Source organism: Nocardia sp. NPDC005746 (genome assembly GCF_040630785.1).
GTDB lineage: Bacteria > Actinomycetota > Actinomycetes > Mycobacteriales > Mycobacteriaceae > Nocardia.
Genome location: NZ_JBEXYE010000019.1, coordinates 48,268 through 72,923, shown reverse-complemented (window position 1 = coordinate 72,923; position 24,656 = coordinate 48,268). Strand labels below are relative to the sequence as shown.

Sequence of the window (24,656 nt, the reverse complement as noted above, 5' to 3'; positions counted from 1 at the left end):
GGTGGATCGGACTCCGGCTTCTGCTGCTCGCTACCGGCCCGCGTCGGATGCTCGGCAGGCCCTTCCGTCGTCGCGGGGTCGCGCGGCGGTTCCTCCTCGGAGCCGCCGCGCTTCCAGATCCGGACGACGGGCATGACTAGGCGGTGAGTTCGCGCAGGGTGAGCGCGGCGTCCAGCGCGGCCGCGGCCGCCTGCTCGCCCTTGTTCTCCGCCGAACCCGGCAGGCCCGCGCGGTCGAGCGCCTGCTCCTCGGTGTTCACCGTGAGCACGCCATTGGCGACCGGAGTGCCCTCGTCCAGCGACACCCGGGTCAGGCCCGCGGTCACCGAATCGCACACGTACTCGAAATGCGGTGTGCCGCCCCGGATCACGACGCCGAGCGCGACCACCGCGTCATGGCTGCGGGCCAGCGCCTGCGCCACCACGGGCAGCTCCATGGCGCCGGCGACCCGGACCACGGTGATGTCGGCGACGCCCGCCTCGCGGGCGGTCTTCTCCGCGTTCGCGACCAGCGCGTCACAGATGGTGGTGTGCCAGCGCGAGGCCACGATCCCCAGCTTGAGGTTCTTGGCATCGGCGAGCTCGAAAGCCGGTACGCCGGTACCGCTCATCGTTGTTCCGCCCTCTCGGTTGTCAGTTCGCGGTCTCGCCCAGGTCCAGGTCTTCCAGGCCGACCAGGTCGTGGCCCATCCGATCCCGCTTGGTGCGCAGGTACCGCAGATTGTGCTTGTTGGCGCGCACCGGCATGGCCACGCGCTCACTGATGCTCAGACCGTAGCCCTCGATCCCGGCGCGCTTGTCCGGGTTGTTGGTGAGCAGCCGCATGGAGGTGATGCCCAGGTCGACCAGGATCTGCGCGCCGATGCCGTAGTCACGGGCGTCGGCGGGCAGGCCCAGGTTCAGGTTGGCGTCCACGGTGTCGTCGCCGCTGTCCTGTAGCTGGTACGCCTGTAGCTTGTGCAGCAGGCCGATGCCGCGGCCCTCGTGGCCGCGCATGTAGAGCAGCACGCCGCGGCCCTGCTTCGCGATCAGCTCCATGGCGGCGTCGAGCTGCGGGCCGCAGTCGCAGCGCAGCGAGCCGAAGGCGTCGCCGGTGAGGCATTCGGAGTGCACGCGCACCAGTACGTCGCGGCCGTCGCCGATCTCGCCCATCACCAGGGCGACATGCTCGGCGTCGTCGTATTCGCTCTCGTAGCCGATGGCCAGGAAGTCGCCGAACTCGGTGGGCAGCTTGGCCTCGGCGACCTGCTTGACGTGCTTCTCGTTGCGGCGGCGCCAGGAGATCATGTCGGCGATGGAGATGAGCGCCAGATCGTGTTCGTCGGCGAAGACGCGCAGCTCGTCGGTGCGCGCCATATCACCTTCGTTCTTCTGGCTCACGATCTCGCAGATCACTCCGGCGGGGCTGAGTCCGGCCATCCGGGCCAGATCCACGGCGGCCTCGGTGTGGCCGGGGCGGCGCAGCACACCACCGTCCTTGGCACGCAACGGGACCACATGCCCCGGACGAGTCAGATCATCGGATTTGGCGGTGGGGTCGGCCAGCACGCGCATGGTGGTGGCGCGGTCGGCGGCCGAGATGCCGGTGCTGATGCCTTCCCGGGCATCGACGGCGACGGTGTAGGCGGTGCCGTGCCGGTCCTGGTTGACCGCGTACATCGGCGGCAGGCCCAGGCGATCGCAGTCCGCCCCGGTGAGCGGCACACAGATGTAACCGGAGGTGTAGCGGATCATGAAGGCCACCAGCTCGGGGGTCGCCTTCTCCGCCGCGAAGATGAGGTCGCCCTCGTTCTCCCGGCCCTCGTCGTCGACGACGACAACCGCCTTACCGGCGGCGATGTCGGCGACTGCGCGCTCTACGGTGTCGAACCTGGTCACGTCTGTTGTGCTCCATCTCGAATTAGGTGCCTCATTACAGTAAGGCAGTGCCCGAATTGCGCCGCCTCCGGCGTCGCGGGCCCGGTCAGCCGCGCTGTACGAGCCGCTCGACGTACTTGGCGATGATGTCGACTTCGAGATTCACGACGGTGCCGACGGGGGCGGCGCCCAGGGTGGTGAGCTCGCGGGTGGTGGGGATGAGCGAGACCTCGAACCAGTCCTTGTTGCCGTCGGCGAAGGCGTCCTCGGCGAGGCCGATGCCGGAGACGGTCAGCGAGATGCCGTCGACGGTGATCGAGCCCTTCTCCACGACGTAGCGGGCAATGCTGTCGGGCAACGAGATTCGCACGACCTCCCAGTTCTCGTGCGGGGTGCGCGAGACGATGGTGCCGGTGCCGTCCACGTGACCCTGCACGATGTGCCCGCCCAGGCGGCTGTTCACAGCCGCGGCGCGCTCCAGGTTTACGCGGGAACCCGCGGCCAGGGCGCCGATGCTGGAACGGTCCAGGGTCTCGGCCATCACATCGACGGTGAACGTGTCGCCGACGACCTCGCGGTCCACCACGGTGAGGCAGACGCCGTTGACGGCGATCGAATCACCGTGTCCCGCATCGGAGGTCACCAGGGGGCCGCGGATGGTCAGCCGCGCCGAATCGTCCAGCCGCTCGGTGGCGACGATCTCGCCCAGCTCCTCGACGATGCCTGTGAACATGCGTACCTCTCCCTGATCGCGACTGCGTACTCGCTCGAGCCAACAGCGCGCCCCGCACGCGGTATTCCCGCGCGGACGGCCGTCCCCCTCAGCCTAACGACGCGCAGTCGTAGGCGACATGCGGCCTCGTTCACTGGAGCGTTGGATACCGGTGGATGGACGAAATCGGGCATAAGCCAACTTGCGATCAGTAAATTGCTTGAATTGCTTGGAATCACCTATTACAGGATCGGAATCTAGTGGATTTATCCATGGTCTGACCGGGCCCAACGGCGGTTGGTACCCAATCCACGACTCGCTCACACCTGAATCTTGCGCGGCAGCGAAAACGGTCGCAAGATTGTTATGCAGCTGATTCCAACAGTTCAACTCTCCGCGAGCAGTTCAGAGCAGAACGGTCAACGCGTCCACGGCGATCGGGCCGGGTGACGATCCACACCAGCAAACGAACCGAAGGAAGTTGGACCCCGCGCGGGTCGGATCCAGGTGGCACACAACACAATCGGCACAGTCAGGGGTGCGGCGTGACAACGCTTCTCGATTCGACACTCGAAGTTCGCTGCGTGCAGTACCGACGCGAATTTCACCTGCCGGCATCGATCGATCCGACATCACGGCACATCCTGCTGGAGATAGGCAGCCGTTACGGGGCCGTCACCATGCCCGCCGACCTCGGCGAACGCGTCCGCCAGCAACTCACCCAGGCTGATCTGGCCGGGCCGGTGGTGCACCACCCCCGGGCCCGGCGCTGGACCTTCATCACCGGTCCCGCCCGGCCCGAGACGCTCAGCACCGCGGTGACCGCGGCCCTGTTCCGGCTCTACGCCACCATCGCCTGCCCGGGCGCCCAGGTCGTGCTCCCCTCCGCCGAGGACGAGCGCACCGGCTACCGCACCTGGATCCGGTCGCCGGAGACCACCGACACGGTGCCACCGCTGGAATCGGTGATCGAAGCGCTCCTCGAGCACTGAGCGCCGATCCCGGCGGCGGCCGCGAGCTACTGGGCCGCCGCCGCCTCGACGGCGATCACCTTCTGCCGCAAGGCTTCCACCGTCGCGGCCGGATCAGGGGTGCCGTACACCGCGGAACCCGCCACGAAGCAGTCGATTCCGGCCTCGGCGGCCTGCTCGATGGTGTCCATATTGATGCCGCCGTCGATCTCCACCACCAGGCGCAGCTCACCGGCGTCCACCAGGCGGCGCACCTGACGGGCCTTGTCCAGCACGTGCGGGATGAAAGACTGTCCGCCGAAACCGGGTTCGACGCTCATCACCAGCAAGGTGTCGAAATCACGCAGGATCTCGAGGTAGGGCTCGATCGGGGTGTTCGGCTTCACCGAGAGCCCGGCCTTGGCGCCCGCCGCGCGAATGTCACGAGCGACCGCGATCGGGTTGTCGGTGGCCTCGGCGTGGAAGGTGACGTTGTAGGCGCCCGCCTCCGCGTACCACGGGGCCCAGCGCTCGGGGTCCTCGATCATCAGATGGCAGTCCATCGGAATGTCGGTGACCTTCAGCAGGCTCTGCACGATCGGCGGGCCCATCGTCAGGTTGGGCACGAAGTGGTTGTCCATCACATCGACGTGCACCCAGTCCGCGCCCTCGATCGCCCGCAGCTCGGCAGCGAGATTCGCGAAGTCGGCGGACAGGATGGACGGGGCGATCATCGGGGCCGGACGCTGGAACGGGGAGGAAGAGGTGCACACACGCGGCAGTCTATCGGCACCGCCGAGTGCGTCCCGCGTCACGGGAATGGCTGATTGCCGCGCACCGGAATGGGTAGCCTCTACAGGGTGATCAACATTTCGGCGGAACAAGGGTTGCGCGGCACACCGGTCGAAATCGGTGTCGCCGCCTCCGTATCCCAGTTGCCCATCGTGCGCGGACTCGCCGAAACCCTGGTGCTGCTCAGCGATTTCACCCTCGACGAGGTGGCCGACATCCGGCTCGCCGTCGACGAGGCCGCCTCCACCCTGATCGCCATCGCCGCCCCGGGTTCCACGCTGCAGTGTCTGTTCACCGTCGGCGAGTCCGACCTGATCGTCCGGGTCCGCGGCACCGCCGCCACCGAAGGGCTTCCCGACCAGCGCAGCTTCGGCTGGCACGTGCTGCGGACCCTCTGCGACGAGGTCACCGCCACCCAGGAACCCTTCGATCCGGCGATCTCCGGATACCCGACGGCGGTGGAGTTCCGGCGGGTCCGGGGGAAGGCGTAGTGACCGGAGAAGACGTGTTCCCCTCCCCCGACGACGCGGCCCGGCCCGAGGATCCGACCGCCGACACCGAAACCCCCGAAAGCCCCGAATCCGAGGAACCGGCCGAGGACAGCGCCGAGGAGACCGTCGACGCCGAGGAGGCGGAGGAGGTCGCGCGCAGCGTCTCCGGCTACGACGACGTCGCGCTGCTGTTCGAGGAACTCGCGGCCGCCGCACCGGGATCCGCGGGGCGCGCCGCCCTGCGCTCACAGCTGATCAACCGGTGCATCCCGCTGGCCGACCACATCGCCCGCAAATTCAGCGGCCGCGGTGAGCCTTTCGACGACCTCACCCAGGTCGCGCGGGTCGGCCTGGTGCACGCGGTGGACCGGTTCGACATCTCCCGCGGCTCCAACTTCCTGTCCTTCGCGGTGCCCACCATCATGGGCGAGGTACGGCGCTACTTCCGCGACAACACCTGGGCCATGCGAGTGCCGCGGCGCGTCAAGGAAACCCACCTGCGCATCGGCTCCGCGATCGACGCGCTCTCCCAGCAGTTGGGCCGCTCCCCCACCGCCAAGGAGATCGCCGCCGCCCTCGACATCGACGCTGACGAGGTCACCCAGGCGGTCATCGCCGGAAACGCGTACCAGCCCAGCAGCATCGACGCCGTCTCCGTCGGCCGCGACACCGAGGCGTCACTGCTCGACACCCTCGGCGAGGAAGAATCCCAATTCGACCGGGTCGAGGAGTACGTCGCCATCCGCCCGCTGCTGGCCGGGCTGCCGGAACGCGAACGCCGCATCCTGACCATGCGATTCTTCGAATCCATGACGCAGACGCAGATCGCCCAGCAGATGGGCATCTCCCAGATGCACGTCTCCCGCATCCTGTCCAAGACCCTGGCCCGCCTGCGGGAGCAGTCCGCCCGCGAGTGACCCCGCCACTCGAGGCGGGCGACCTCGACCCACCGGCCACGCCCAGGTTGGAGCGGCGCACAGCGACTGGTGGATCTGCGATGTCACCCGAATCCTGGTGGCCGAACAGCCCTTGCGCGCCGGACATGCATGCTCCGCCAGCGGGGACATCCCGCGTGCGAGGGGCCCGGCCAACCGAGGTGGAAGCAACCCGCCTGGGTGAGCGCTCCGTCATTCGGATGGTGCTGCTCGCGGCGGATCATAGCCGGCCAGGTGGACCGGCGACTCGGACCGCCGAGGCCGGGCCGAATTCGACGGCGAGGTCGATGCGGGGGCGGTCCGCACGGGATTGCCGGTGGCGCGGTTGGTGCCGAGGTAGCTGCTGCGACCGGTTGAGACTGCGCCCGGGACCCCGACAGGACATGCGAAAGCCCCTGCGGCGGTGAGTGGTAATCACGCCGCAGGGGCTTTCGGTGTTCGAGCGGCTACGCGTCCAGTGGCTTGCGCAGGGCCGCGAGGAACATGGCGTCGGTGCCGTGGCGGTGCGGCCACAACTGGGCGCCGGGGCCGTCGCCGAGTTCCGGGACGCCGGGGAGCAGCTCGCGGGTGTCGAGCTGTTCGGCGCCGGTGCGGCGGACCATGTCCGACACCACCGAGACCGTTTCCGGCAGGTGCGGGGAACAGGTCGAGTAGACCACCACCCCGCCCGGGCGGACGAGATCCCATGCGGCGGTGAGCAGTTCACGCTGCAGGGTGACCAGGTCACGGACGTCGGAGGGCTGGCGGCGCCAGCGAGCCTCCGGGCGGCGGCGCAGCGCGCCCAGGCCGGTGCACGGGGCGTCGACGAGGATGCGGTCGAAGCCCGGGGTCAGACCCGAGTCGCGGCCGTCGGCGACGTGCACGTCGACCGGCATGCCGCGAGTGGCCTTTCGGACCAGGTCAGCACGGTGCTCGGCCGGTTCGACGGCATCGACGCGGAAGCCGTCGATCTCGGCGATCGAGGCCAGAAAAGCGGTCTTACCGCCCGGACCGGCGCACAGATCCAGCCAGCGACCGCCGTCCTCACCCTCGAGGGGCGCGCGGGTAACCGCGAGTGCCACCAGCTGACTGCCCTCGTCCTGCACCGCGGCCATGCCCTCGCGGACCGGTTCCAGCTTCGCCGGATCGCCGCCGTCGAGGTACACCGCGTACGGCGACCAGCGGCCTTCCTCGCCGCCGGTGATCAGCGCCAGCTCCTCGGCGGTCATATCGCCGGGCCGCGCCACCAGATGCACCAGCGGCCGTGCGTCGTCCGCTTCGAGCACGTCGCGCAGCTCGCCCGCCCGCGCGCCGAGCGCGTCCGCGAACGCCTGCGCGATCCACACCGGATGCGCGAATTCGAACGCCAAGTGCCCCAATGGATCCGACGGCGCGAGCCGCTCCACCCACTCCTCCGGAGTGCGCTCGGCCACCCGCCGCAGCACCGCGTTCACGAACCCGGCCCGCCCCTGCCCGTACTCGGCCCGCACCAGCGCCACCGACGTATCGACGGCCGCATGCGCCCCGATCCGGGTCCGCAGCAACTGATAGGTCCCCAGCCGCAACGCATCCAGCAACGGCCCGTCGATCTCCTCGACGGCGCGTCCCGCGCAATCGGCGATCACCGCGTCCAGCAACCCCACCGACCGCGAGGCTCCATACGCCAGCTCGGTCGCCAGCGCCGCGTCGCGCCCACTGATCTTCCGCTCCCGCAACAACCCCGGCAGCACCAGATTCGCGTAGGCATCCCGCTCCCGCACCGCCCGCAGCACATCCCGTGCCACGATCCGGACCGGATCGGCCCCGGCCTTCTCGGCCCGCCGAGCCGCCGCAGCTCCGGGCTCGCCACCCCGCGCACCAGCGTCTACCCGCTTGCCGCCCCGATCGCCGTGCGAAGGCCGCGCGCTGCCGGAGGACCTGCCCCGTCCGCCGCCGGTCTTGCCGCCGAACGAGTCACCGCCACGGCCGCCGGATGACCGGCCACCGGTCGCCTCACGCTCCCGCCCCGTACCCCGCTCATCGCCACCGCGAGACCCGGCACCGGACCGACGGGAACCCGAATCATGGTCTCCCCCGCCGGATCCGCGACGGTCGTCGTCGGTGCGACGGCCGCCACCCGGCCGATCCCAGCCGCGGTCATCCCCACCCGCTCGACCACGACCGCCGGACGCGCCACGCCGGTCACCGCCGGAAGAACGGCCACCCGAGCCGGAATCACGCCCGCCACCGCCGAATCCACCGCGTTCGTCGTCGTTCCAGCGTCCGCCACCGGACCGCTCCCGACCACCACGACCCGCGCTGTCGTGACGGTCATCGCCGAAGGAGCGTCCACGCGGGCCTCCGCCCGGACGATTCAATCCAGCATTGCGTTCTCCGCCGCGCCGGTCGTCATTGCGACCGCGATCTCCGGTGTCGCCGCCTGCGCGTGAGCCGTAGCCCTCGCGGCCGCGCAGGCCGCCCGAGGAGCGGTTCGAGCCCGAATCACGCTCGCCGGCGGGGCGATCGCCGCGGCCGTAGCCCGCGCGGCGGTCACCGCTGTCGGAGCCGCGGGTCGTGTTCGAGTCGTCGGCCGCCCCGGCCGAGGAGCGGCGGAAGGGGCGGCGGGGAGGGTTGTTGTCGGGGTTGGTCATTCGGTCACCGTGCCGGGTTCCAGGCGGGCGCCACGGGCCCAGTCGAGGGCGGGCATCATGCGTTTGCCCTGGGGCTGGACCTGGGTGAGGCGGACCGCCGTGGTGGCGGTGCCGATGAAGACGCCGGACTTGCGCACGTCGATGGTGCGGGGCGGGAGGGTTTCCTCCACGAGTTCGACGGGGCCGAGTTTGAGGCGTTTGCCGTCGATCTCGGTGAACGCGCCGGGCGCGGGGGTGACCGCGCGGATGCGGCGGGAGATGGCGAGGGCGGGCTGATCCCAGCGGATGCGGCCCGCTTCCGGTTCCACCTTGGGGGCGTAGGAGATGCCGTCCAGGGGCTGCGGAACCGCTTGCACAGCACCGTCTTCCACGGCGTCGAGGGTGGATTCCAACAGCACCGCGCCACTGTCGGCGAGACGCTCGAGCAGGGTGCCCGCGGTGTCGGCGGGCGCGACCTTCTCGGTCATGGTGCCGAAGACGGGCCCGGTATCGAGGCCCTTCTCGATGAGGAAGGTGGACGCACCGGTGTACTCGTCACCCGCCAGCAGCGCCGACTGCACCGGCGCCGCGCCGCGCCAGGCGGGCAGCAGCGAGAAGTGCAGGTTGATCCAGCCGAACCGGGGAATCGCGAGCACCGTTTCGGGCAGCAGCGCGCCGTAGGCCACCACCGGGCAGCAGTCCGGCGCGAGTTCGGTGAGCTGGGCGATGAACTCGGGCTCGGACGGCTTGCGCGGCGTGAACACCGGAATCCCGTGCTCGTCGGCCAGCTGCCCGATGGGCGAGCGGGTGATCTTGCGGCCGCGTCCGGCCACCGCGTCGGGCCGGGTCACCACCCCGACCACCTCGTGTCGCTCGGATTCGATGAGTCGCCGCAGCGACGGCACCGCCGGTTCAGGGGTTCCCGCGAAGACCAGACGCATATCAGCGGCTCCGTTCCCGGCTACCGGCCGAGGCGCGGCGACCGCCGCCGATCTCGGACGCGGGCAGCACCGTGATTCCCTGTGTGAACCAAGACGATTCGCGAATCGTGCGCATGGCCTCCTTGCGGAAGGCCGACTCCAGCCGCTGCAGGAACAGCACGCCGTCGAGGTGATCGGTCTCGTGCTGCACGCAGCGCGCCAGCAGCCCTTCGGCCCGGAACTCCACCGGCTTGCCGTCCATGTCGACGCCGCGCGCCCGCACGGTCATCGGCCGGGTCACGTCGAAACGCACGCCCGGGATCGACAGGCAGCCCTCGGGCCCGGTCTGGGTCTCCTCGCCCTCGACCTCGAAGACGGGGTTGATCAGATGCCCCTGGGCGTCGCCGGTGTCGTAGACGAATACCCGCAGCCCGACCCCGATCTGCGGGGCGGCCATGCCGACGCCCCCGCTCTCGTACATGGTGTCGATGAGGTCGGTGACCAGCTGGCGCACCTCCCGGTCGAACGTCTCGACCTCCGCCGCGCGGGCGCGCAGGATCGGATCGCCGAACAGGCGGACAGGCTGGATGGTCACGGGCAGCTCCCGATAGCGAACGAATACGGTCGTCTCATTTTACGGACGCCCGTGACCACCCCGATCAGGAATGCGCCGCCAACACGACATCGCTGATCCCGGTGCCGAACGGCACCGGGACGCAGGCCGGTGTCACGGCGTGTCCGGGATCGAGCAGATTGACCGCCAGCTGTTGCGCGAACGGGTCGTAGACCAGGTGGAAATGCCCGGTCAGGTCGGCTTCGCACAGATCCTGCAGCACGATATTGGTCGCGCCCGGACCGCGCAGGGCGATATTGGTGTTGGGCTGGATCATCTCATCCACCCGGCTGCCGATGGTCGTGTATTTCACACCCGGCACCGTGTCGCCACCCGCGTTGAGGTCGGTGATGAACGGCGATCCTGCGGCCTGCTGGACGGCGGCGAGCGAGGAGCCGAACTCGACGAGCTTGTAGATGCCCGGCACCGCGTCGGCGATCGGCACCAGCCCATACATGATGCCGCCGTAGCTGGGCGAGGCCATCCCGATCCACTGCCCGACCTTGGGCGCGCCGCCGAGCTTGTTGATCCAGTAGCGAGTCACGCTCGCGCCCTGGGAGAAACCGACCAGATCCACCTGCGTGGCGCCCGTAGCGGCGAGCACCTGGTCGACGAAGACGCCGATCTGCGCGGAGCTGGCCCACACGTCCTCGGTGCCGAAGGTGTCTTTGCCGGGCTTGCCGCCGTAGTTCAGAGCGAAGACACAGATCCCGGCCTTGGCGAGCAGCGGGCTCAGGCCCGCCCAGTCGGAGTAGGCCGAGGAATCGGTGCCGTGGGCCAGGATCACCGGCCGCGGGTGTTCGGCGGTGGGTTTGCAGCCGAAGTCGTTGGCGCCCTGGGGCGCAGCGTCCGGATGCTCCTTCAGATACTTGGCCGCCGCCAGATGCCCGGTCTGCGGCGGCCCCTGCTGGGCAGGCACCCGCAGGACCGGTGCGGCGGCCGGTTCGGCCCGCGCGTAGGTCCCTGACGGGGTGGCGGCTGTACCGATCACGGCGGCCGCCAGCACCACTACCCCCACCGGCGCGACGCGATGCAAGAATCCGCGCGTCCGGTTCCTCTTTTGTCCCATGTCACAAGATCGCATGGGGCGCTGTTGTCCCATGTCACGATCTTGACCGGTTTCGAGCCGAAAGTCCCGGCGGTTTGCGGTGATTCGGACCCGTCACTTTTCGGGTGTGTCGTCCTCGGCGAGGATCCGGTACAGCGAGCGGCGCGCTTCGGTGAGCACATCGGCCGCCTTGGCCGCCTGATCCTTGGTGCCGACGGCGGCCACCTGGGCCACCGCGCCCATCAGCTGACCGACCAGTCCGCGCAGGTCCAGGGCCTGATCGCCGACGCCGTCCTTGACGTCCTGCCAGGGGTCGCCCAGATCGGCGCGGTTGGCCTCGACGTACTCGAGTCCGGCGTCGGTGAGCTTGGCCGTCTTGCGACCCGACACCTTCTCGATGAGCACCAGGCCCTCGTCCTCGAGCTGCGCCAGCGCGGGGTAGATGGAGCCGGGGCTGGGACGCCAGACATCCTCGCTGCGTTCGCGAATCTGCTGAATCAGCTCGTAACCGTGCATGGGCCGCTCCTGCAGCAGGAGCAGGATGGCGGCGCGGACATCGCCGCGCCGGCCGCGTCCGCCGCGGCCGCGACCGCGACCGAAGTGCGGACCGGGCCCGAAGCCGGGACCGAAGTCAGGGCCGAATCCGCGGCCGTGGCCGTGGCGGTGCGGGCCGAATTCACCGCGCGGGCCGCGAGGCCCGCCTCGACGCATCCGCGGATGCTCGGGGCCCTGCTGCTCGTCGCCGCGTCGCCGCCAGGGGCCGCGGCCCCGTTCGATGTTGTCCATGTGTTCCATGGTCGTGCCTCCTTCAAGGCTCGTCGTTGCATTTGCTGCTATCGACGATATATCGACAATCTATCCGCAGCAAGGGTGAACTGGAACACGAACCGACTAGTTTGCAAGTTAGGGAGACAGGAGGTCGTGCGCGCGGACCGCATCCCACAGTCCGGTCGCGCGATCGTCCGGCGGCAGCGGGTCGACCAGGGCGAACGCGCAGCCCAGTGCCTTGGCGCCGCCGTCGGCCTCCAGGCTGTCACCGACCATGAGGGCCCGGCCGGGAGCCACGCCGAGGACATCGAGAGCCGCCGCGAAGATGCGCGCATCCGGCTTCATGGCACCGACTTCGTACGACAACGCGAATTCATCGATATATCGGAGCCAGCCGCGGTCGGTGAAGGCCGGGCGGATATCGAAGGCGATATTGCTGACCACACCCATGCCCGGACCGCGCTCGTGGAGTGCGCGCAGCACCTCGCCGGTATCCGGATACGGCGACCATTCCCCCGGGTCGCGCATGAGTTCGTAGAGCCGGACCGCCTGCGACTCGGGGACACCGGACCGCTCGAGCACCTCGAGGTAGGCGCGGCGATGCAGCACGGGATCGAGATCCCGGTTTTCCCAGGCATATTGGCCATCGGCGTCCAACTCGACGAACCGCCCGACGGGAGCGGTCATCCGGCGCATGATCTCGGCGACCTCATGGGTGTCGAGCAGGCGGCCACCGGCATCGGTGAGGCGCGCACCACGAAAGGCCGCGTCGTCGAATCGGAAGAGTGTGCCGGAGAAGTCGAACAGCACCGCGTCGATCGCCGTGCCGCCACCCTAAACAGCAAACGCATAGCTAACCCCCAAACTCCCCTACTCCTCAACTTGTCTGAGGACTTTGCTAGGCTCGGGGCATGACGGACCCGGTGCTGAACGTGAACGACGTGACGGTGGTGCGGAGTGGAAACCCCATCCTGCAAGGGGTTTCGCTCACCGTGCACGCCGGTGAGCACTGGGCGCTGCTGGGCCCCAATGGCGCGGGCAAGACCACGCTGCTGCGCATGCTCGGCGCGTTCGAACATCCCACCAAGGGCGCTGTGGAGGTGCTCGGCAAGCGGCTGGGGCGCGTCGACATGCGCGCACTGCGGGCCGGCATCGGGCACGTCGATCCGCGTCATATGCCCAGCGGCGCACTCACCGTGCGCGAGGTCGTGCAGACCGGCGCGACCAATACCGCAGCCCTGGTCCCCCGCTGGCAGGCCTCCCCGGAACAGCTCGCCGAGGCGGACCGCCTGGTCGATCTGCTCGGCCTGTCGCACCGCCGCGACGCGGACTGGCAGATCCTGTCCCAGGGCCAGCGCGGCCGCACCCTCATCGCCCGCGCCCTCATGCCCAGCCCACGCCTGCTGCTGCTCGACGAACCGGCCACCGGGCTGGATCTGGCCGGGCGCGAACAACTCCTGGAGCGCGTCGACCTGCTCCAGCGCACCCACCCGGAGCTGGCGTCGGTGCTGGTGACCCATCACTTGGAGGAGCTTCCGCCGGGCACCACCCACGCCATGTTGCTGCGCGATGGCCGGACGGTCGCCGCCGGCGCGGTCGACGAGGTGATCACCACCGCCCACATCAGCACCTGCTTCGACCATCCGGTGCGGATTCTGCGCAACGAGGGCCGCTGGAGCGTCAGACCCGTTCAGCCGCAACTGAACTGATCCGCGATTCGCGACTCAGGTCGCCGGGACCAGCGAGTCGATCCAGCGTTCCAGGCGAGCACCCTCGGCCGCCATCATGGCCGGGTCGCGGAAAGTATTCGTGAGCAGGGAAATTCCCTGATAGGCGGCCAGCAGCGCGACCGCGAGTTCACGAGAGTCACTGCGCCCCATCGCCGCGAACTGCGCGTCGATCCACTCCAGCAGCCCGCGCATGACATCGGCGAGCTCCCGGTCGAGGCCGTCCGCCCGCTTGTCCAGTTCGGTGGCGAGAGTGCCCGAGGGGCAACCGAATCGGGCGGCGACGTCGCGCTGCTCCACCCAGCCCCGCACCAGCGCCTTCAATCGCGATGCGGGGGCGTCGATCCGCTCCAGGACGGTGATGATCTCCTGGGCCGTGCGCGCGTGCGCGCCGATCGCCGCCTGGACCAGCTGATCCTTGGTCTTGAAGTAGTAGTACACATTGCCGACCGGCACGTCGGCGGCGCGCGCGATATCGGCGATGGTCGTCTTCTCCACGCCCTGCTCGTGGAAGACCTTGGCGGCGGCATCCGAGAGCCGTTCGCGCTTCCCCGACGCCCGCACCACTGAGTCAGTCATACGACTAACTATAGACAACGGCCGGTCATATGGCCTATCGTTCGATTTAGTCAGTCAACTAACTCAGGAGTGAGACAGATGATCGTGGTTACCGGAGCGACCGGAAACGTCGGCAGCGCGCTCGTGCGCGAACTCGCGGAAGCCGGCGAGAAGGTGGTCGCCGTCTCGCGCGGCGAGAAGCCGATCGACCAAGCACGGGGAGGCGGAGCGGCCCACGGCGCCGAGCACCGCCGCGCCGACATCGGGGATCTGGACAGCCTGGCCGAGGCGGTGACAGGTGCGGACAGCTTGTTCCTGCTCATCACCGGAGCGCAGCTGGTCGAGGGGCCCGCGCCGGCCGAGGTGCTGGAAACCGTTGCGGCGGCGGGCGTCCGGCGCGTGGTGTTCCTGTCCTCGCAGGGCGCGGTGACCCGGCCGGACAGTGACGGATACGCGCGGACGCTGGCCTTCGAACAGGCACTGGCCGCGTCGGAGCTGGAGTGGACGGTGCTGCGGCCGGGCGGGTTCTTCACCAATACGTTCGCCTGGATCGAACCGGTCCGTGCCGGGCGGATGATTCCCGCGCCCTTCGGGGATGTCGGTCTGCCGCAGGTGGATCCGGGCGATATCGCGGCCGTGGCCGCGGCCGCGCTGACGCGGGACGGCCATCACGGGCAGAGCTACACCGTGACCGGACCGGAACTCGTCACTCCGCGCGATCAGGCGGAGACGCTGGCGGGAGCACTCGGGGAGCCGTTGCGGTTCGTGGAGCTCAGCCGGGCGGAGGCCAGGGTCAACATGCTGCGCTTCATGCCGGAGTCGGTCGCGGACCACACCCTCAGCATTCTCGGCGAGCCGACGCCCGAGGAGCAGCTGGTCAGCGGTGATGTCGAGCGGGTCCTCGGACGTCCCGCGACGGGGTACGCACAGTGGGCAGCTCGGGTCGCTCCAGCCTTCCGCTGAGTTCGACCGTTGTTTATTTCGTACGCATATGCTTATCGTCTATGCATGCATACGAAATCATTCTCCGAAGGCACCGTGCTCATGCCCTGGAATCCCGGCCCGAACGATCGGCGTCCGGGTCCGGTATTCGTCAGCGTGACCGACTTCCTCGCGGCCGCCGAGGCCGAGGCACGCGACATCTATACGGCGGGGCTGGAATTGGGCCGGACGTGGCCGGTCATGCAGGGCGCGGTGGGTTTGTGGTTGTGGGGCCGGCCCGCGGAGTTCCGGGGCGGCTCGATCTCGGTGTGGGAGTCCGAGCGGGACATGCGCCGTTTCGTGCGCTGGCCCGTCCACACCGAGATCGTGCGGGCCTGGCGCGGCCGCATCGGGATCGGCCTCGACTCCTGGCAGGCCGACACCTTCGACGCCGACGCCGTCCTGACCCGCGCGGGCGACACGATCGACAGGCCGCACCGGCTCGCCGCATAGTCTGGTCCGCATGACAGACCGTCCGGACCTCGCAGCGATGATCGTCCCCCTGGGCCGCGCCCTCATGGCGGCCGAGCAACCGGTGCTGGCCGCGCACGGGCTGACCATGTGGGCGTATGTCGTACTGCTGCATCTCGATGAGGGTCCGGCACGGGGTCAGGGCGTGCTGGCACAGGAGATCGGGGCGGACAAGACGCGGATCATCGCGGTGCTCGACGACCTCCAGGAACGCGGGCTCATCGCACGTCGCCCCGATCCGGCCGACCGCCGGGCCCGGCTGCTCGCGCTCACCACCGAGGGCCGCCACCTGCGCGATGCCGCCCAGGCCGAGGTCCAGGCGCAGGAGGATCGGCTGCTCGCCAAGCTGCCCGCCGCCGACCGCCGCGGCTTCCTCAACGCGCTCACCGCGCTCGCCGCCCTCCCCCGCGACGAAATCACCGGTCCCTGACCAGGGTCAATGAGCTGGCCAGGCAGCGATCGGGACAGAATTCGGTGCCCGGAACTCCCTGATCTCGTTGTCGGTCAGCCGATGTCGATCGGGTCGATCTGGACGCGCAGGGGGGCGTCGGAGCGGTGGGTGCTGCGGATGGCCTGGGCGGCGGTGAGGGCGCGGGAGAGGGCGGCCCCGCCGGAGCGGTCGGCGCGCAGGATCATGCGTTCCACCTCGGCGGGAGAGTCGCCGGAGGAGAAGGGCTTTCGGGCGCCGGGGGGCAGCGGCACCGGGCCCAGGACTTCGACGTCGCCGGGAAGCTTGGCCTCGCCGAGCAATTCGGCGATGGAGTCGGAGGTGCCGTCGATGGCGGCGAAGCGGACCGCGGGCGGGAAGCGGACCTCGACGCGCTGGTCGAGTTCGAAACCGGCGTGCCACACCGGGTCCCAGCGGACCAGTGCCTGCACGGTGGGGAGACCGGCGTCGGCCATGACGATGACCCGGCCGTCGGAGCGGACCAGGGCGGCGGCCGACATCCAGCGGCGCAGGGCGTCCTCGGCGGCGCGCAGGTCGGCGCGGCCGAGCAGGGCCCAGCCGTCCAGGAGCATGGCGACCGCGTAGCCGCCGGGCACCGGAGGTTCCGCGCCGATGGTGGAGACCACCACCTGCGGGCCCTCGAGGACGGAGTCGAGAATCGCGGAACCGCCCGAACCCCGCACGGGCACACCGGGAAACGCGCGACCCAGCTCCTCGGCGGTGCGGGACGCACCGATGACGACCGCCCGCAGGGCACGCGACCCACACGATCCGCAGCGGAACGCCGCCTCGGTGATTCCACACCAGCGGCAGGCCGGGCTCTGCGCCTCCGCGACACCTTCTCGCCCACTGCGCAATGCGCCACGTGACGCGGGCGCGGAGTCAGGGAGGGCCAGGGGTCCATTGCAGTGGCGGCAGCGCGCGGGGGTCCGGCATTTCGCGCACGACAGGGCGGGGATGTAGCCGCGCCGCGGTACCTGAACCAGTACGGCCCCACCGGCTTTGAGCGCCTTGCGCGCCTCCATGAACGCCACCGCCGGAATACGGATCGCCTGCGCGATCGGATCCCGCTCCAGCGCGGCGTCGGTGTCGCCGGGCGCGGTGATGCGCGGCATGGCCTGCCGCACCACGGCCCGATCCGCGAGCAGGTCGTGCGCCCACCCGGATTCGACGATCGCCTGCACCTCGGCGGTCCGCGCGAACCCGCCCGCCACGAACGCCGCCCCCGTCTCGTGCGCCCGCAGCATGGCCACCTCCCGCGCATGCGGATACGGCGACCGCGGTTCCGCGAACGTGTCGTCCCCGTCGTCCCAGATGGCGATCAACCCGAGATCCCGCACCGGCGAGAACACCGCACTGCGTGTCCCCACCACCACCTTCGACTGCCCCCGCAACACCGACAACCACCGCCGATACCGCGCCGACGGCCCCAGACCCGCCGCGAGCCCGACCGCCGACTCCCCCATCAGCGCAACGCATTCCGCCAGCACTCGATCCAGATCCCGCTGATCCGGCACCATGATCACCGCGCCGCGCCCACCGCGCACGGTCACCGCCGCCAACTCCGCCAGCCGCTTGGCCCAGTCCTCCCCCGGCAACGCCTGCCACCCCGCCCGCGGCCCGCGCCCGGCCGCCAGCGCACCCAGGAACGAGTGCCCGTGCAAGTACCGGCCCCACTCGGCGAACTCGGACACCCACGACTGCGGCGAGGCAGCGCTCACTACTCGCGGCCCGGACTCGCCCTCCGGCCCGGCATCCCCCTGCGACGTGGCCACGCCCTGCGACCCGGTCTCACCGTTCGGCCCGGTCGCGCCATTCGACGCCGCCGACAGGTCATCGGTTCCGCCCATGCGCACCGGCTCGATGCCCGTGCCGCCGACCGCCTCGACCCCGGTGACGGCATCGCCATCGCGGGCCGGATCAGCGATCGTGCCGGCCGCCGCGGGCTCTTCGACTACGGCGGCACTGGCGATCGGTGCAGGGTCGGCGGCGTCTCCGGACGTGGCACCTTCGGTACCGCTGCCGCTTGGTGCGGTGTGGGAATCTGCGGCCGGGGACTCGACGTCTCGCGGATCTGCCTGTGCGGCAATGCCGTCAGCGGTTCGGTGTGCCGAGCTGACCGACGCGGCGGCCGCGTCGCCCGGTTGCTCCGGGCCGGAGGGCGCGACGGCGTCGCCGGGCACCGCACCTTCGGTGGCGCTGTCGCTCGGTGCGGGGTCGGAGTCAGCGGACGCGGCCTCGACGTCTCGCGGATCAGCCTGCGCGGCACGTCCGTCAGCGGTTCGATGCGCCGAGCTGACCGACGCGGCGGCCGCATCGCCCGGCTGCTCCGGGCCGGAGGGCGCGACCGCGTCGAGGTCGACCACACCGCCCAGTGCTGTCACCGGATCGACGGCGGTGCTCTTCTTCGCGGTGCGCTTGGGCTTTTCGGGCTTGTCCGTGTCCTCGGTTTCGACCTTGGCGTGGCGGGGCGGGATGGCCAGGCGCAGGACGTCGGCCCGGGTGCCGGCGTAGCGGGCCGCGACGGCGGTGACGAGCTTCAGGATCTCGGGGGTGAGGACGCGCTCGCCCGACACCACGCGATCGAGGCGGACGAGTTTGCCGGTGTGGGCGGATCTTTCGAGGCGTTCGAGGAGGTAGCCGTCGATGAGGCGGCCGGAGAAGCGAACTCGGACCCGGACGCCCGGTTGTGCGATCTCGTCCAGCTCAGGAGGGACGACGTAGTCGAAATCGCGGTCCAGGTGGGCGGGTTCGAGAAGGGGCAGGACGCGGGCGATCGGGCGTGACACGCCAACGACGGCGGGAGCGTCGGGCTCGGAGGGGGACTCCGTGCCCGACGCTCCCGTCGAGAACTGTTGGGTGCCGGTCAATTACAGCCCGGCGGCCGCGCGCAGCTTCTCCGCGCGGTCGGTGCGCTCCCACGGCAGATCGACATCCGTGCGGCCGAAGTGGCCGTAGGCGGCGGTCGGCGCGTAGATCGGGCGCAGCAGGTCCAGGTCGCGGATGATCGCGCCGGGACGCAGGTCGAAGACCTCGCCGATGGCGTCGGAGATCTTGATCGGGTCGACCAGCTCGGTGCCGAAGGTCTCGACGAACAGGCCGACCGGGGCCGCCTTGCCGATGGCGTAGGCGACCTGGACCTCGACCCGCTCGGCCAGGCCGGCGGCGACGACGTTCTTGGCGACCCAGCGCATGGCGTACGCGGCCGAGCGGTCCACCTTCGACGGGTCCTTGCCGGAGAAGGCGCCGCCACCGTGGCGGGCCATGCCGCCGTAGGTGTCGACGATGATCTTGCGGCCGGTCAGGCCCGCGTCACCCATCGGGCCGCCGAGCACGAACTTGCCGGTCGGGTTGACCAGCAGGCGCACGTCGGAGGTGTCGAGCGGGTTGGGCAGCTGCAGCTCGGACAGGACCGCGTCGACGACCTTCTCGCGGATGTCGGGGGCCAGCAGGTTGTCCAGGTCGATGTCGGCCGCGTGCTGGGTCGAGATGACCACGGTGTCGAGGCGCTTGGGGATGGCGCCGTCGTACTCGATGGTGACCTGGGTCTTGCCGTCGGGCCGCAGGTACGGCAGCACGCCGGTCTTGCGGACCTCGGTCAGACGCCGGGACAGCTTGTGCGCCAGCGAGATCGGCAGCGGCATCAGCTCGGGGGTCTCGACGGTGGCGTACCCGAACATCAGGCCCTGGTCGCCCGCGCCCTGACGGGCGATCTCGTCGTCCTCGCCGCCCACGCGGGCCTCGTGCGAGGTGTCCACACCCTGGGCGATATCGGGCGACTGCGCGCCGATCGCGACGTTCACGCCACAGGACGCGCCGTCGAAACCCTTTGCGGAGGAGTCGTATCCGATCTCCAGGACCTTCTCGCGGACGATGGTCGGGATGTCGGCGTAGGCCGAGGTGGTGACCTCACCGGCCACGTGCACCTGACCGGTGGTCACCAGGGTCTCCACCGCGACCCGGCTGCGCGGATCGGCCGCGAGCAACGCGTCGAGGATGGAATCGCTGATGGCATCACAGATCTTGTCGGGATGACCTTCGGTCACCGACTCACTGGTGAATAGGCGGCTGCCAGACGTGCGCACAGTTGTTCCCTCTCCCTCAACGGGTTTCTCGTATCGGGTGGCGACAGTAGCGTCTCCGCGCCATCGCACAACCCTTTGTCTCAGGTTATTCCAATATGTTCGTCACAGGGGCGAACCACCACCGTGACGAGCACATTGCGACTCGGACACCCGCCGCGACCTGCGCGGCGAGCGTCCGAACCCTGCGGTGCCGAGGCTTCAGCGGAGCAAGGGACCGAGTGCGTCCAGCACTCGGCTAGCCAATAGGGCCTTGGACCCGTGGTCCAGGGCGATCTCGGTGCCGTCGGCGCCGAGCAACCAGCCGTCGTTGGTGTCGACCTCGAAGGCCTTCCCTTCCCCGACGGCGTTCACGACCAGCAGGTCGCAGCCTTTGCGGGCCAGTTTGGCCCGGGCGTGGGTGAGCACGTCGGCGTGCTCGTCCCCGGTCTCGGCGGCGAAGCCGACGATCGCGGTGCCCGGTAGGTGCCCGTCGCGACGAGCCTGTACCAACCCGGCAAGGATATCGGGTGTCTTGGCCAGCTCGATCGAATTCGGTTCGCCCGCACCCTTTTTGATTTTGGACGCGGCGACGTTGACCGGCCGGAAGTCGGCGACCGCGGCCGCCATGATGACGGCGTCCGCGCCGAGCGCGTGCTTGTCGACGGCCACCTTCAGCTGGTCGGCGGAGGTCACGTGCACCACCTCGACGGCGGCGGGAGCCTCCAGGCCGATGGTGTTGCCCGCGATCAGCGTCACCTGCGCGCCACGCTGGGCGGCCAGGCGGGCGATCGCGTAGCCCTGCTTGCCCGAACTCCGGTTGCCCAGGAAGCGGACCGGGTCCAGCGCCTCACGGGTGCCACCGGCGGAGACCACCACCCGGCGGCCCTCCAGGTCGCGCGGCAGCGCGTCGGCGCGCTCGAGCAGCAGACGGGCCAGACCGAAGATCTCCTCCGGCTCGGGCAGCCGGCCCGGACCGGTATCGGTGCCGGTCAGGCGGCCCGAGGCGGGTTCCATCACGGTCGCGCCGTGCGCGCGCAGCATCGCCACGTTCGCCCGGGTGGCCGGATGCTCCCACATCTCGGTGTGCATGGCCGGGGCGAACAGGACCGGACAGCGCGCGGTCAGCAGCGTCGCGGTGAGCAGGTCGTCGGCCCGGCCTTGTGCGGCGCGGGCCATGAGGTCCGCGGTCGCAGGAGCGATGACGACCAGATCGGCCTCCTGACCGAGGCGCACGTGCGGCACCTCGGGCACGTCGGCGAAGACACCGGTGTGCACGGGATGGCCGGACAGCGCCTCGAAGGTGGCCTTGCCGACGAATTGCAACGCCGACTCGGTGGGAATGACACGAACCTCGTGCCCGGTTTCGGTGAACCGGCGCACGAGGTTGCAGCTCTTGTAGGCGGCGATACCGCCGCCGACGCCGACGACGACTCGGGTCACCGCGGTTTTACTCCCCTTCGGAGTGCTCGAGCAGGTCGGCGTGGATCTCGCGCATGGCCACCGACAGCGGCTTCTCCTGCAGACCCGGCTCGACCAGCGGACCGACGTATTCGAGAATGCCGTCGCCGAGCTGGTTGTAGTAATCGTTGATCTGCCGCGCGCGCTTGGCCGCGTAGATGACCAGCGCGTACTTGGACGAAGTCCGCTCCAGCAGTTCGTCGATCGGCGGGTTGGTGAGGCCGACCGGAGTGTCGTAGGCGGGAACGGTCTTGAGGTCCGTACTCACTAGGAAGGCTCCTGCGGGGTTGTTCGGAAGGATGGCTTCCCGGCTCACTTCGAAGACGAGCCGGATGTTCGGGTTCCGCGGTTCGAGAACTAGGACCCCGAATTTGTGCTAACGAACAACGATACCAACTGCTCGCAGGCGCTGGTCACGTGGTCGTTCACGATCACGATGTCGAACTCGTCACACGCGGCCAGTTCGGTGCGCGCGGTCTGGAGCCGACGCTCGATGACCTCGGGCGATTCGGTCCCGCGCGAGGTCAGGCGGGACACCAGCTCGTCCCAGCTGGGTGGGGCCAGGAAGACCAGCAGGCCCTCCGGCATGGATTCGCGGATCGAGCGCGCGCCCTCGAGGTCGACCTCGATCAGGACATGGTGTCCGGAGGCGAGCGCTTCCCGCACGGGTGCGGCCGGGGTGCCCGACCGCTGCAGTCCACCGTGGATATCGGCCCATTCGAGCATTTCGCCGCCGTCGATCATGGCGTCGAATTTCTCGCGGGTGACGAAGTGGTAGTCCTGACCGTCGACCTCCCCGGGCCGCGGAGCCCGGGTGGTGGCCGACACACTGAATACCAATTCGGGCAGTCGTTCGCGCACGCAGCGCACGACGGTGGACTTGCCGACGGCCGAGGGGCCGACCAGTACTACCAGTCGACCCTTCCGAGTGTGTTCGACCACCCTCGGATTATTCGGCGCTGAAGTCGAACCGGGCCAGCAGCGCCTTACGCTGCCGGTCGCCCAGTCCGCGCAGGCGGCGGGTGGGAGCGATCTCGAGCTCGCTCATGATCTCGGCAGCCTTGACCTTGCCAACCTTCGGCAGGGCCTCGAGCAGGGCCGAAACCTTCATCTTGCCGAGGACTTCGTCCTTCTCGGCGTCCGCAAGGACCGTCTTCAGATCGGTGCCACCACGCTTCAAGCGCTCCTTGAGCTCCGCCCGAGCGCGGCGAGCGGCAGCCGCCTTCTCCAAAGCAGCGGCGCGCTGCTCGTCAGTCAGCTGGGGAAGGGCCACGGTTCCTCCGTCTCATCGTTCATTGCTTGATCTACCTCCGGTAACCCGGTGGTCTCAGCGACCGTACCCACGACGCTTGCCGATTGCGAACCCACCCCCCAGGTCAGCGCGTGATTCGGCGCGCGACCGGGCCGGATGCACACCGCCGCGGGCGCCGCCGCACCGGGCGCGCCCCGCGGCCGCGCACGGCCGCGAATAGCCTTGCGGCCAGGGCTTTTTGGGGTTCTCGACCGCGCGTTCGAGGGGTCGGACTGGCCCCGGATGAAACCGTGACCGAGCTGTAATCACGCGACCTGGATTTTTCTTGGATTTCTCGGCGTGTCGTTCGAATCCGTAGCGCGTGTCGCGCATCACCGGGGCTCGTTCCGAGACCTTGAAAACTCGCAAATCAGACACCCGTCGATGCAGGTCGGACCTGGTGCGGCCACCCGCGACGACGCCCGAGCGGCCCGTTTCCGCCCCTCACGCGGCCGCTGACGCGCGAAACCCGGCCGATACATGCGAGAACCCGCTCACCGCCCGGGCGGGCGGGAGCGGGTCGATCCGGACAAGCGTTCGATCGGGCCGCCGGATGGGTTCGCCAAGAGCGAACAGGATCGGATCAATCCGCGTACTGGCACAGCTCCACGAGCGTGCCCTCGGGGGCGCGCACGTGACCCACACGCATGCCCCACGCCGGCTGGTCGGCGGGCTCGCCGACGACGACCGCGCCACGCTCGCGCAGCACGGCGATCGCCTTGTCGACGTCGGCGACCCGCAAAACCACCACGGCCGTATCGATTTCGCCGCGCGGCCGGTGCTCGGCGCCGATGGCCGCGTCCATGTAGGCGCGGGTGAACAGCGCGAGATCCTGCGTGCCGACCGCGAAGCAGGCGTAGGGCCCCTCCTCGGTCTCGGGCACGTCACCCTCGATCTCGGCCTCGAGGCGCAGACCCAACACGTCGCGATAGAACCGGAAACTGGACGCGAAATCGTCGACCAGGATGCGGGTTTGGGCGTACGAGAGCAGGCCGAGGGCGGCGTCCGACATGAGAAATCCCACCTTTCTACCGAGCGGTCCGGTTCAGGTTAGCCAGAAATCCCGCACCCCGGGCGCCGCCTCCCCACCCTGCCGCACCCCCGCCTCGTAGGCCGGCACCAGCGCGTCCGCGCTGAACAGGTTCGGGCCGAAGGCGGCGATGGCATCGGTGTCGGGGGCGATGAACATCGTTGTCGCGCCGCCCAGGTCACGGTCGGAGGGGGCGTGCGGGAACAGGTGCGCCAGGGGTTCGACGACCAGCATTCGCTCGGCTCCGGCCGCCAGATCGGCGTTGATGGGCGAGCGCATGCCGCCATCGAAGTAGTGGACCCCGTCGATCGGAATGGGCGGGAAGACACCGGGAACCGAGGTGCTCGACGCCAGCGCCTCCGGCAGGGTGGCCTTGCCGCTGGGCGTCCAGGCCTGCAGTTCCCCGGTGTCGACGCTGATCGCGGTGATCAGCAGATCGCGCTGGGGCCAGTCGCTGTGGCCGACGAACGCGCCGATGCGGGCGATGTGCGTGGCCGGATCGCCGAGATTCATCTCCAGGGCGCGGGCGCCCGCGCGACGACGCGCCTCGGCCGGGTCCAGGCCGGGCGTGCCGAGCAGGCCGAGGATCTCGCCGAAGCTGTCCGGGTCGAACGCGATCGGCTCGAGTTCGGCGGTCTCGGTCGAGGGTCGCCGCAGCAGCAGGTTCAGGTCGACCTCGGCGGCCAGGGCCGCGCCGACGACCGCTCCGGCGGAGGTGCCGACGATCCGGTCGGCCGCGGCCGGGTCGATTCCGGCCGCGCGCAGGGCGATGACGACGCCCGCCATCCAGCTCAGGCCGACCGCACCGCCTCCACCCAGGACGAGCGCACGGCGAATTCCCTTGGGCGGCATCGCGGCAGACATGAGGCCACTGTATCCGCCGAGGCAAGGAAGCGGAGGAAATCCCTCCGAAAAGACTCGCGGCACCGGATCGGACCCGGTGCCGCGAGTAACT

General features: G+C 69.7%; 27 protein-coding genes. 8 read left to right on the top strand and 19 right to left on the bottom strand.

Annotation, left to right across the window (positions count from 1 at the left end; all coding sequences use genetic code 11):
- Positions 1-136 precede the first annotated feature (136 nt).
- The 3 genes from ribH to ABZ412_RS28905 all read right to left on the bottom strand — a co-directional run bounded on the left by ribH (position 137) and on the right by ABZ412_RS28905 (position 2,589).
- The gene (ribH, locus tag ABZ412_RS28915) at positions 137-610 is read right to left on the bottom strand and encodes a 6,7-dimethyl-8-ribityllumazine synthase (protein WP_357286197.1); all 474 of its coding nucleotides are present in this window, start codon (positions 608-610) and stop codon (positions 137-139) included.
- Positions 611-632: 22 nt separating this feature from the next.
- Positions 633-1,877 (bottom strand): bifunctional 3,4-dihydroxy-2-butanone-4-phosphate synthase/GTP cyclohydrolase II, encoded by a 1,245-nt coding sequence (locus ABZ412_RS28910; RefSeq protein WP_357286194.1) that lies wholly within the window; start codon positions 1,875-1,877, stop codon positions 633-635.
- A gap of 85 nt (positions 1,878-1,962) precedes the next feature.
- Complete coding sequence (locus ABZ412_RS28905; RefSeq protein ID WP_357286191.1) at positions 1,963-2,589, bottom strand: riboflavin synthase; 627 nt, start codon at positions 2,587-2,589, stop codon at positions 1,963-1,965.
- Positions 2,590-3,152: 563 nt separating this feature from the next.
- Here ABZ412_RS28905 and ABZ412_RS28900 point away from each other — a divergent pair.
- Positions 3,153-3,560: a hypothetical protein gene (locus ABZ412_RS28900; protein WP_357286189.1), complete on the top strand. Its 408-nt coding sequence runs from the start codon at positions 3,153-3,155 to the stop codon at positions 3,558-3,560.
- A gap of 26 nt (positions 3,561-3,586) precedes the next feature.
- Here ABZ412_RS28900 and rpe read toward each other — a convergent pair whose 3' ends face one another.
- Positions 3,587-4,252, bottom strand: a complete 666-nt coding sequence (gene rpe / locus ABZ412_RS28895; protein WP_357286366.1) for a ribulose-phosphate 3-epimerase — start codon at positions 4,250-4,252, stop codon at positions 3,587-3,589.
- Positions 4,253-4,378: 126 nt separating this feature from the next.
- On the opposite strand from rpe, the gene ABZ412_RS28890 reads away from it, so the two are divergent.
- Together ABZ412_RS28890 and ABZ412_RS28885 are read left to right on the top strand one after the other, a co-directional pair.
- Positions 4,379-4,801, top strand: coding sequence for an anti-sigma factor (locus ABZ412_RS28890; RefSeq protein ID WP_357286186.1), 423 nt, complete (start codon positions 4,379-4,381; stop codon positions 4,799-4,801).
- A 185-nt stretch (positions 4,802-4,986) separates the two neighbouring features.
- Entirely contained in the window at positions 4,987-5,718 is a 732-nt protein-coding gene (locus ABZ412_RS28885; RefSeq protein ID WP_357286364.1) for an RNA polymerase sigma factor SigF, read from the top strand.
- A 464-nt stretch (positions 5,719-6,182) separates the two neighbouring features.
- Here the strand turns inward: ABZ412_RS28885 and ABZ412_RS28880 are convergent, their stop codons facing one another.
- Positions 6,183-7,499 (bottom strand): RsmB/NOP family class I SAM-dependent RNA methyltransferase, encoded by a 1,317-nt coding sequence (locus tag ABZ412_RS28880; RefSeq protein WP_357286183.1) that lies wholly within the window; start codon positions 7,497-7,499, stop codon positions 6,183-6,185.
- A gap of 279 nt (positions 7,500-7,778) precedes the next feature.
- On the opposite strand from ABZ412_RS28880, the gene ABZ412_RS28875 reads away from it, so the two are divergent.
- Positions 7,779-8,144, top strand: coding sequence for a hypothetical protein (locus ABZ412_RS28875; RefSeq protein WP_357286181.1), 366 nt, complete (start codon positions 7,779-7,781; stop codon positions 8,142-8,144).
- 197 nt (positions 8,145-8,341) lie between these two features.
- Here the strand turns inward: ABZ412_RS28875 and fmt are convergent, their stop codons facing one another.
- The 5 genes from fmt to ABZ412_RS28850 all read right to left on the bottom strand — a co-directional run bounded on the left by fmt (position 8,342) and on the right by ABZ412_RS28850 (position 12,492).
- The gene (fmt, locus tag ABZ412_RS28870; RefSeq protein ID WP_357286178.1) at positions 8,342-9,265 is read right to left on the bottom strand and encodes a methionyl-tRNA formyltransferase; all 924 of its coding nucleotides are present in this window, start codon (positions 9,263-9,265) and stop codon (positions 8,342-8,344) included.
- 1 nt (position 9,266) lies between these two features.
- Complete coding sequence (gene def / locus ABZ412_RS28865; protein ID WP_357286176.1) at positions 9,267-9,839, bottom strand: peptide deformylase; 573 nt, start codon at positions 9,837-9,839, stop codon at positions 9,267-9,269.
- 64 nt (positions 9,840-9,903) lie between these two features.
- Entirely contained in the window at positions 9,904-10,875 is a 972-nt protein-coding gene (locus ABZ412_RS28860; protein WP_357286173.1) for an alpha/beta fold hydrolase, read from the bottom strand.
- Between the two features lie 144 nt (positions 10,876-11,019).
- The gene (locus ABZ412_RS28855) at positions 11,020-11,616 is read right to left on the bottom strand and encodes a PadR family transcriptional regulator (RefSeq protein ID WP_357286362.1); all 597 of its coding nucleotides are present in this window, start codon (positions 11,614-11,616) and stop codon (positions 11,020-11,022) included.
- A gap of 192 nt (positions 11,617-11,808) precedes the next feature.
- On the bottom strand, positions 11,809-12,492 hold the full coding sequence (locus ABZ412_RS28850) for an HAD-IA family hydrolase (protein ID WP_357286359.1): 684 nt from the start codon (positions 12,490-12,492) through the stop codon (positions 11,809-11,811).
- A 92-nt stretch (positions 12,493-12,584) separates the two neighbouring features.
- Between ABZ412_RS28850 and ABZ412_RS28845 the strand changes: the two genes are divergently transcribed.
- Positions 12,585-13,382: an ATP-binding cassette domain-containing protein gene (locus ABZ412_RS28845; RefSeq protein WP_357286171.1), complete on the top strand. Its 798-nt coding sequence runs from the start codon at positions 12,585-12,587 to the stop codon at positions 13,380-13,382.
- 15 nt (positions 13,383-13,397) lie between these two features.
- On the opposite strand, the gene ABZ412_RS28840 is transcribed toward ABZ412_RS28845, so the two are convergent.
- Positions 13,398-13,979, bottom strand: a complete 582-nt coding sequence (locus ABZ412_RS28840) for a TetR/AcrR family transcriptional regulator (RefSeq protein WP_357286168.1) — start codon at positions 13,977-13,979, stop codon at positions 13,398-13,400.
- 78 nt (positions 13,980-14,057) lie between these two features.
- On the opposite strand from ABZ412_RS28840, the gene ABZ412_RS28835 reads away from it, so the two are divergent.
- Genes ABZ412_RS28835 through ABZ412_RS28825 form a run of 3 tightly spaced genes read left to right on the top strand, consistent with a single transcriptional unit; the run spans position 14,058 to position 15,840 of the window.
- Positions 14,058-14,921, top strand: a complete 864-nt coding sequence (locus ABZ412_RS28835; RefSeq protein ID WP_357286165.1) for an SDR family NAD(P)-dependent oxidoreductase — start codon at positions 14,058-14,060, stop codon at positions 14,919-14,921.
- Positions 14,922-14,966: 45 nt separating this feature from the next.
- Positions 14,967-15,392, top strand: coding sequence for a hypothetical protein (locus tag ABZ412_RS28830; protein WP_357286162.1), 426 nt, complete (start codon positions 14,967-14,969; stop codon positions 15,390-15,392).
- Positions 15,393-15,402: 10 nt separating this feature from the next.
- The gene (locus ABZ412_RS28825; protein ID WP_357286161.1) at positions 15,403-15,840 is read left to right on the top strand and encodes a MarR family transcriptional regulator; all 438 of its coding nucleotides are present in this window, start codon (positions 15,403-15,405) and stop codon (positions 15,838-15,840) included.
- A gap of 74 nt (positions 15,841-15,914) precedes the next feature.
- Here ABZ412_RS28825 and ABZ412_RS28820 read toward each other — a convergent pair whose 3' ends face one another.
- From ABZ412_RS28820 to ABZ412_RS28785, 8 genes are all read right to left on the bottom strand, one after another.
- Positions 15,915-18,647 (bottom strand): primosomal protein N', encoded by a 2,733-nt coding sequence (locus tag ABZ412_RS28820; RefSeq protein ID WP_357286159.1) that lies wholly within the window; start codon positions 18,645-18,647, stop codon positions 15,915-15,917.
- An 81-nt stretch (positions 18,648-18,728) separates the two neighbouring features.
- Positions 18,729-19,943 (bottom strand): methionine adenosyltransferase, encoded by a 1,215-nt coding sequence (metK, locus tag ABZ412_RS28815; RefSeq protein WP_357286156.1) that lies wholly within the window; start codon positions 19,941-19,943, stop codon positions 18,729-18,731.
- A 198-nt stretch (positions 19,944-20,141) separates the two neighbouring features.
- Complete coding sequence (gene coaBC, locus ABZ412_RS28810) at positions 20,142-21,362, bottom strand: bifunctional phosphopantothenoylcysteine decarboxylase/phosphopantothenate--cysteine ligase CoaBC (RefSeq protein ID WP_357286153.1); 1,221 nt, start codon at positions 21,360-21,362, stop codon at positions 20,142-20,144.
- A 7-nt stretch (positions 21,363-21,369) separates the two neighbouring features.
- On the bottom strand, positions 21,370-21,648 hold the full coding sequence (gene rpoZ / locus ABZ412_RS28805) for a DNA-directed RNA polymerase subunit omega (protein ID WP_213556271.1): 279 nt from the start codon (positions 21,646-21,648) through the stop codon (positions 21,370-21,372).
- Between the two features lie 89 nt (positions 21,649-21,737).
- Entirely contained in the window at positions 21,738-22,322 is a 585-nt protein-coding gene (gene gmk, locus ABZ412_RS28800; RefSeq protein ID WP_357286150.1) for a guanylate kinase, read from the bottom strand.
- 7 nt (positions 22,323-22,329) lie between these two features.
- A complete protein-coding gene (mihF, locus tag ABZ412_RS28795; RefSeq protein WP_033086940.1) occupies positions 22,330-22,653 on the bottom strand; it encodes an integration host factor, actinobacterial type in 324 nt (107 codons plus the stop codon).
- 601 nt (positions 22,654-23,254) lie between these two features.
- On the bottom strand, positions 23,255-23,683 hold the full coding sequence (locus ABZ412_RS28790; protein ID WP_357286148.1) for a VOC family protein: 429 nt from the start codon (positions 23,681-23,683) through the stop codon (positions 23,255-23,257).
- A gap of 33 nt (positions 23,684-23,716) precedes the next feature.
- Positions 23,717-24,565: a patatin-like phospholipase family protein gene (locus ABZ412_RS28785; RefSeq protein ID WP_357286145.1), complete on the bottom strand. Its 849-nt coding sequence runs from the start codon at positions 24,563-24,565 to the stop codon at positions 23,717-23,719.
- Positions 24,566-24,656 lie beyond the last annotated feature (91 nt).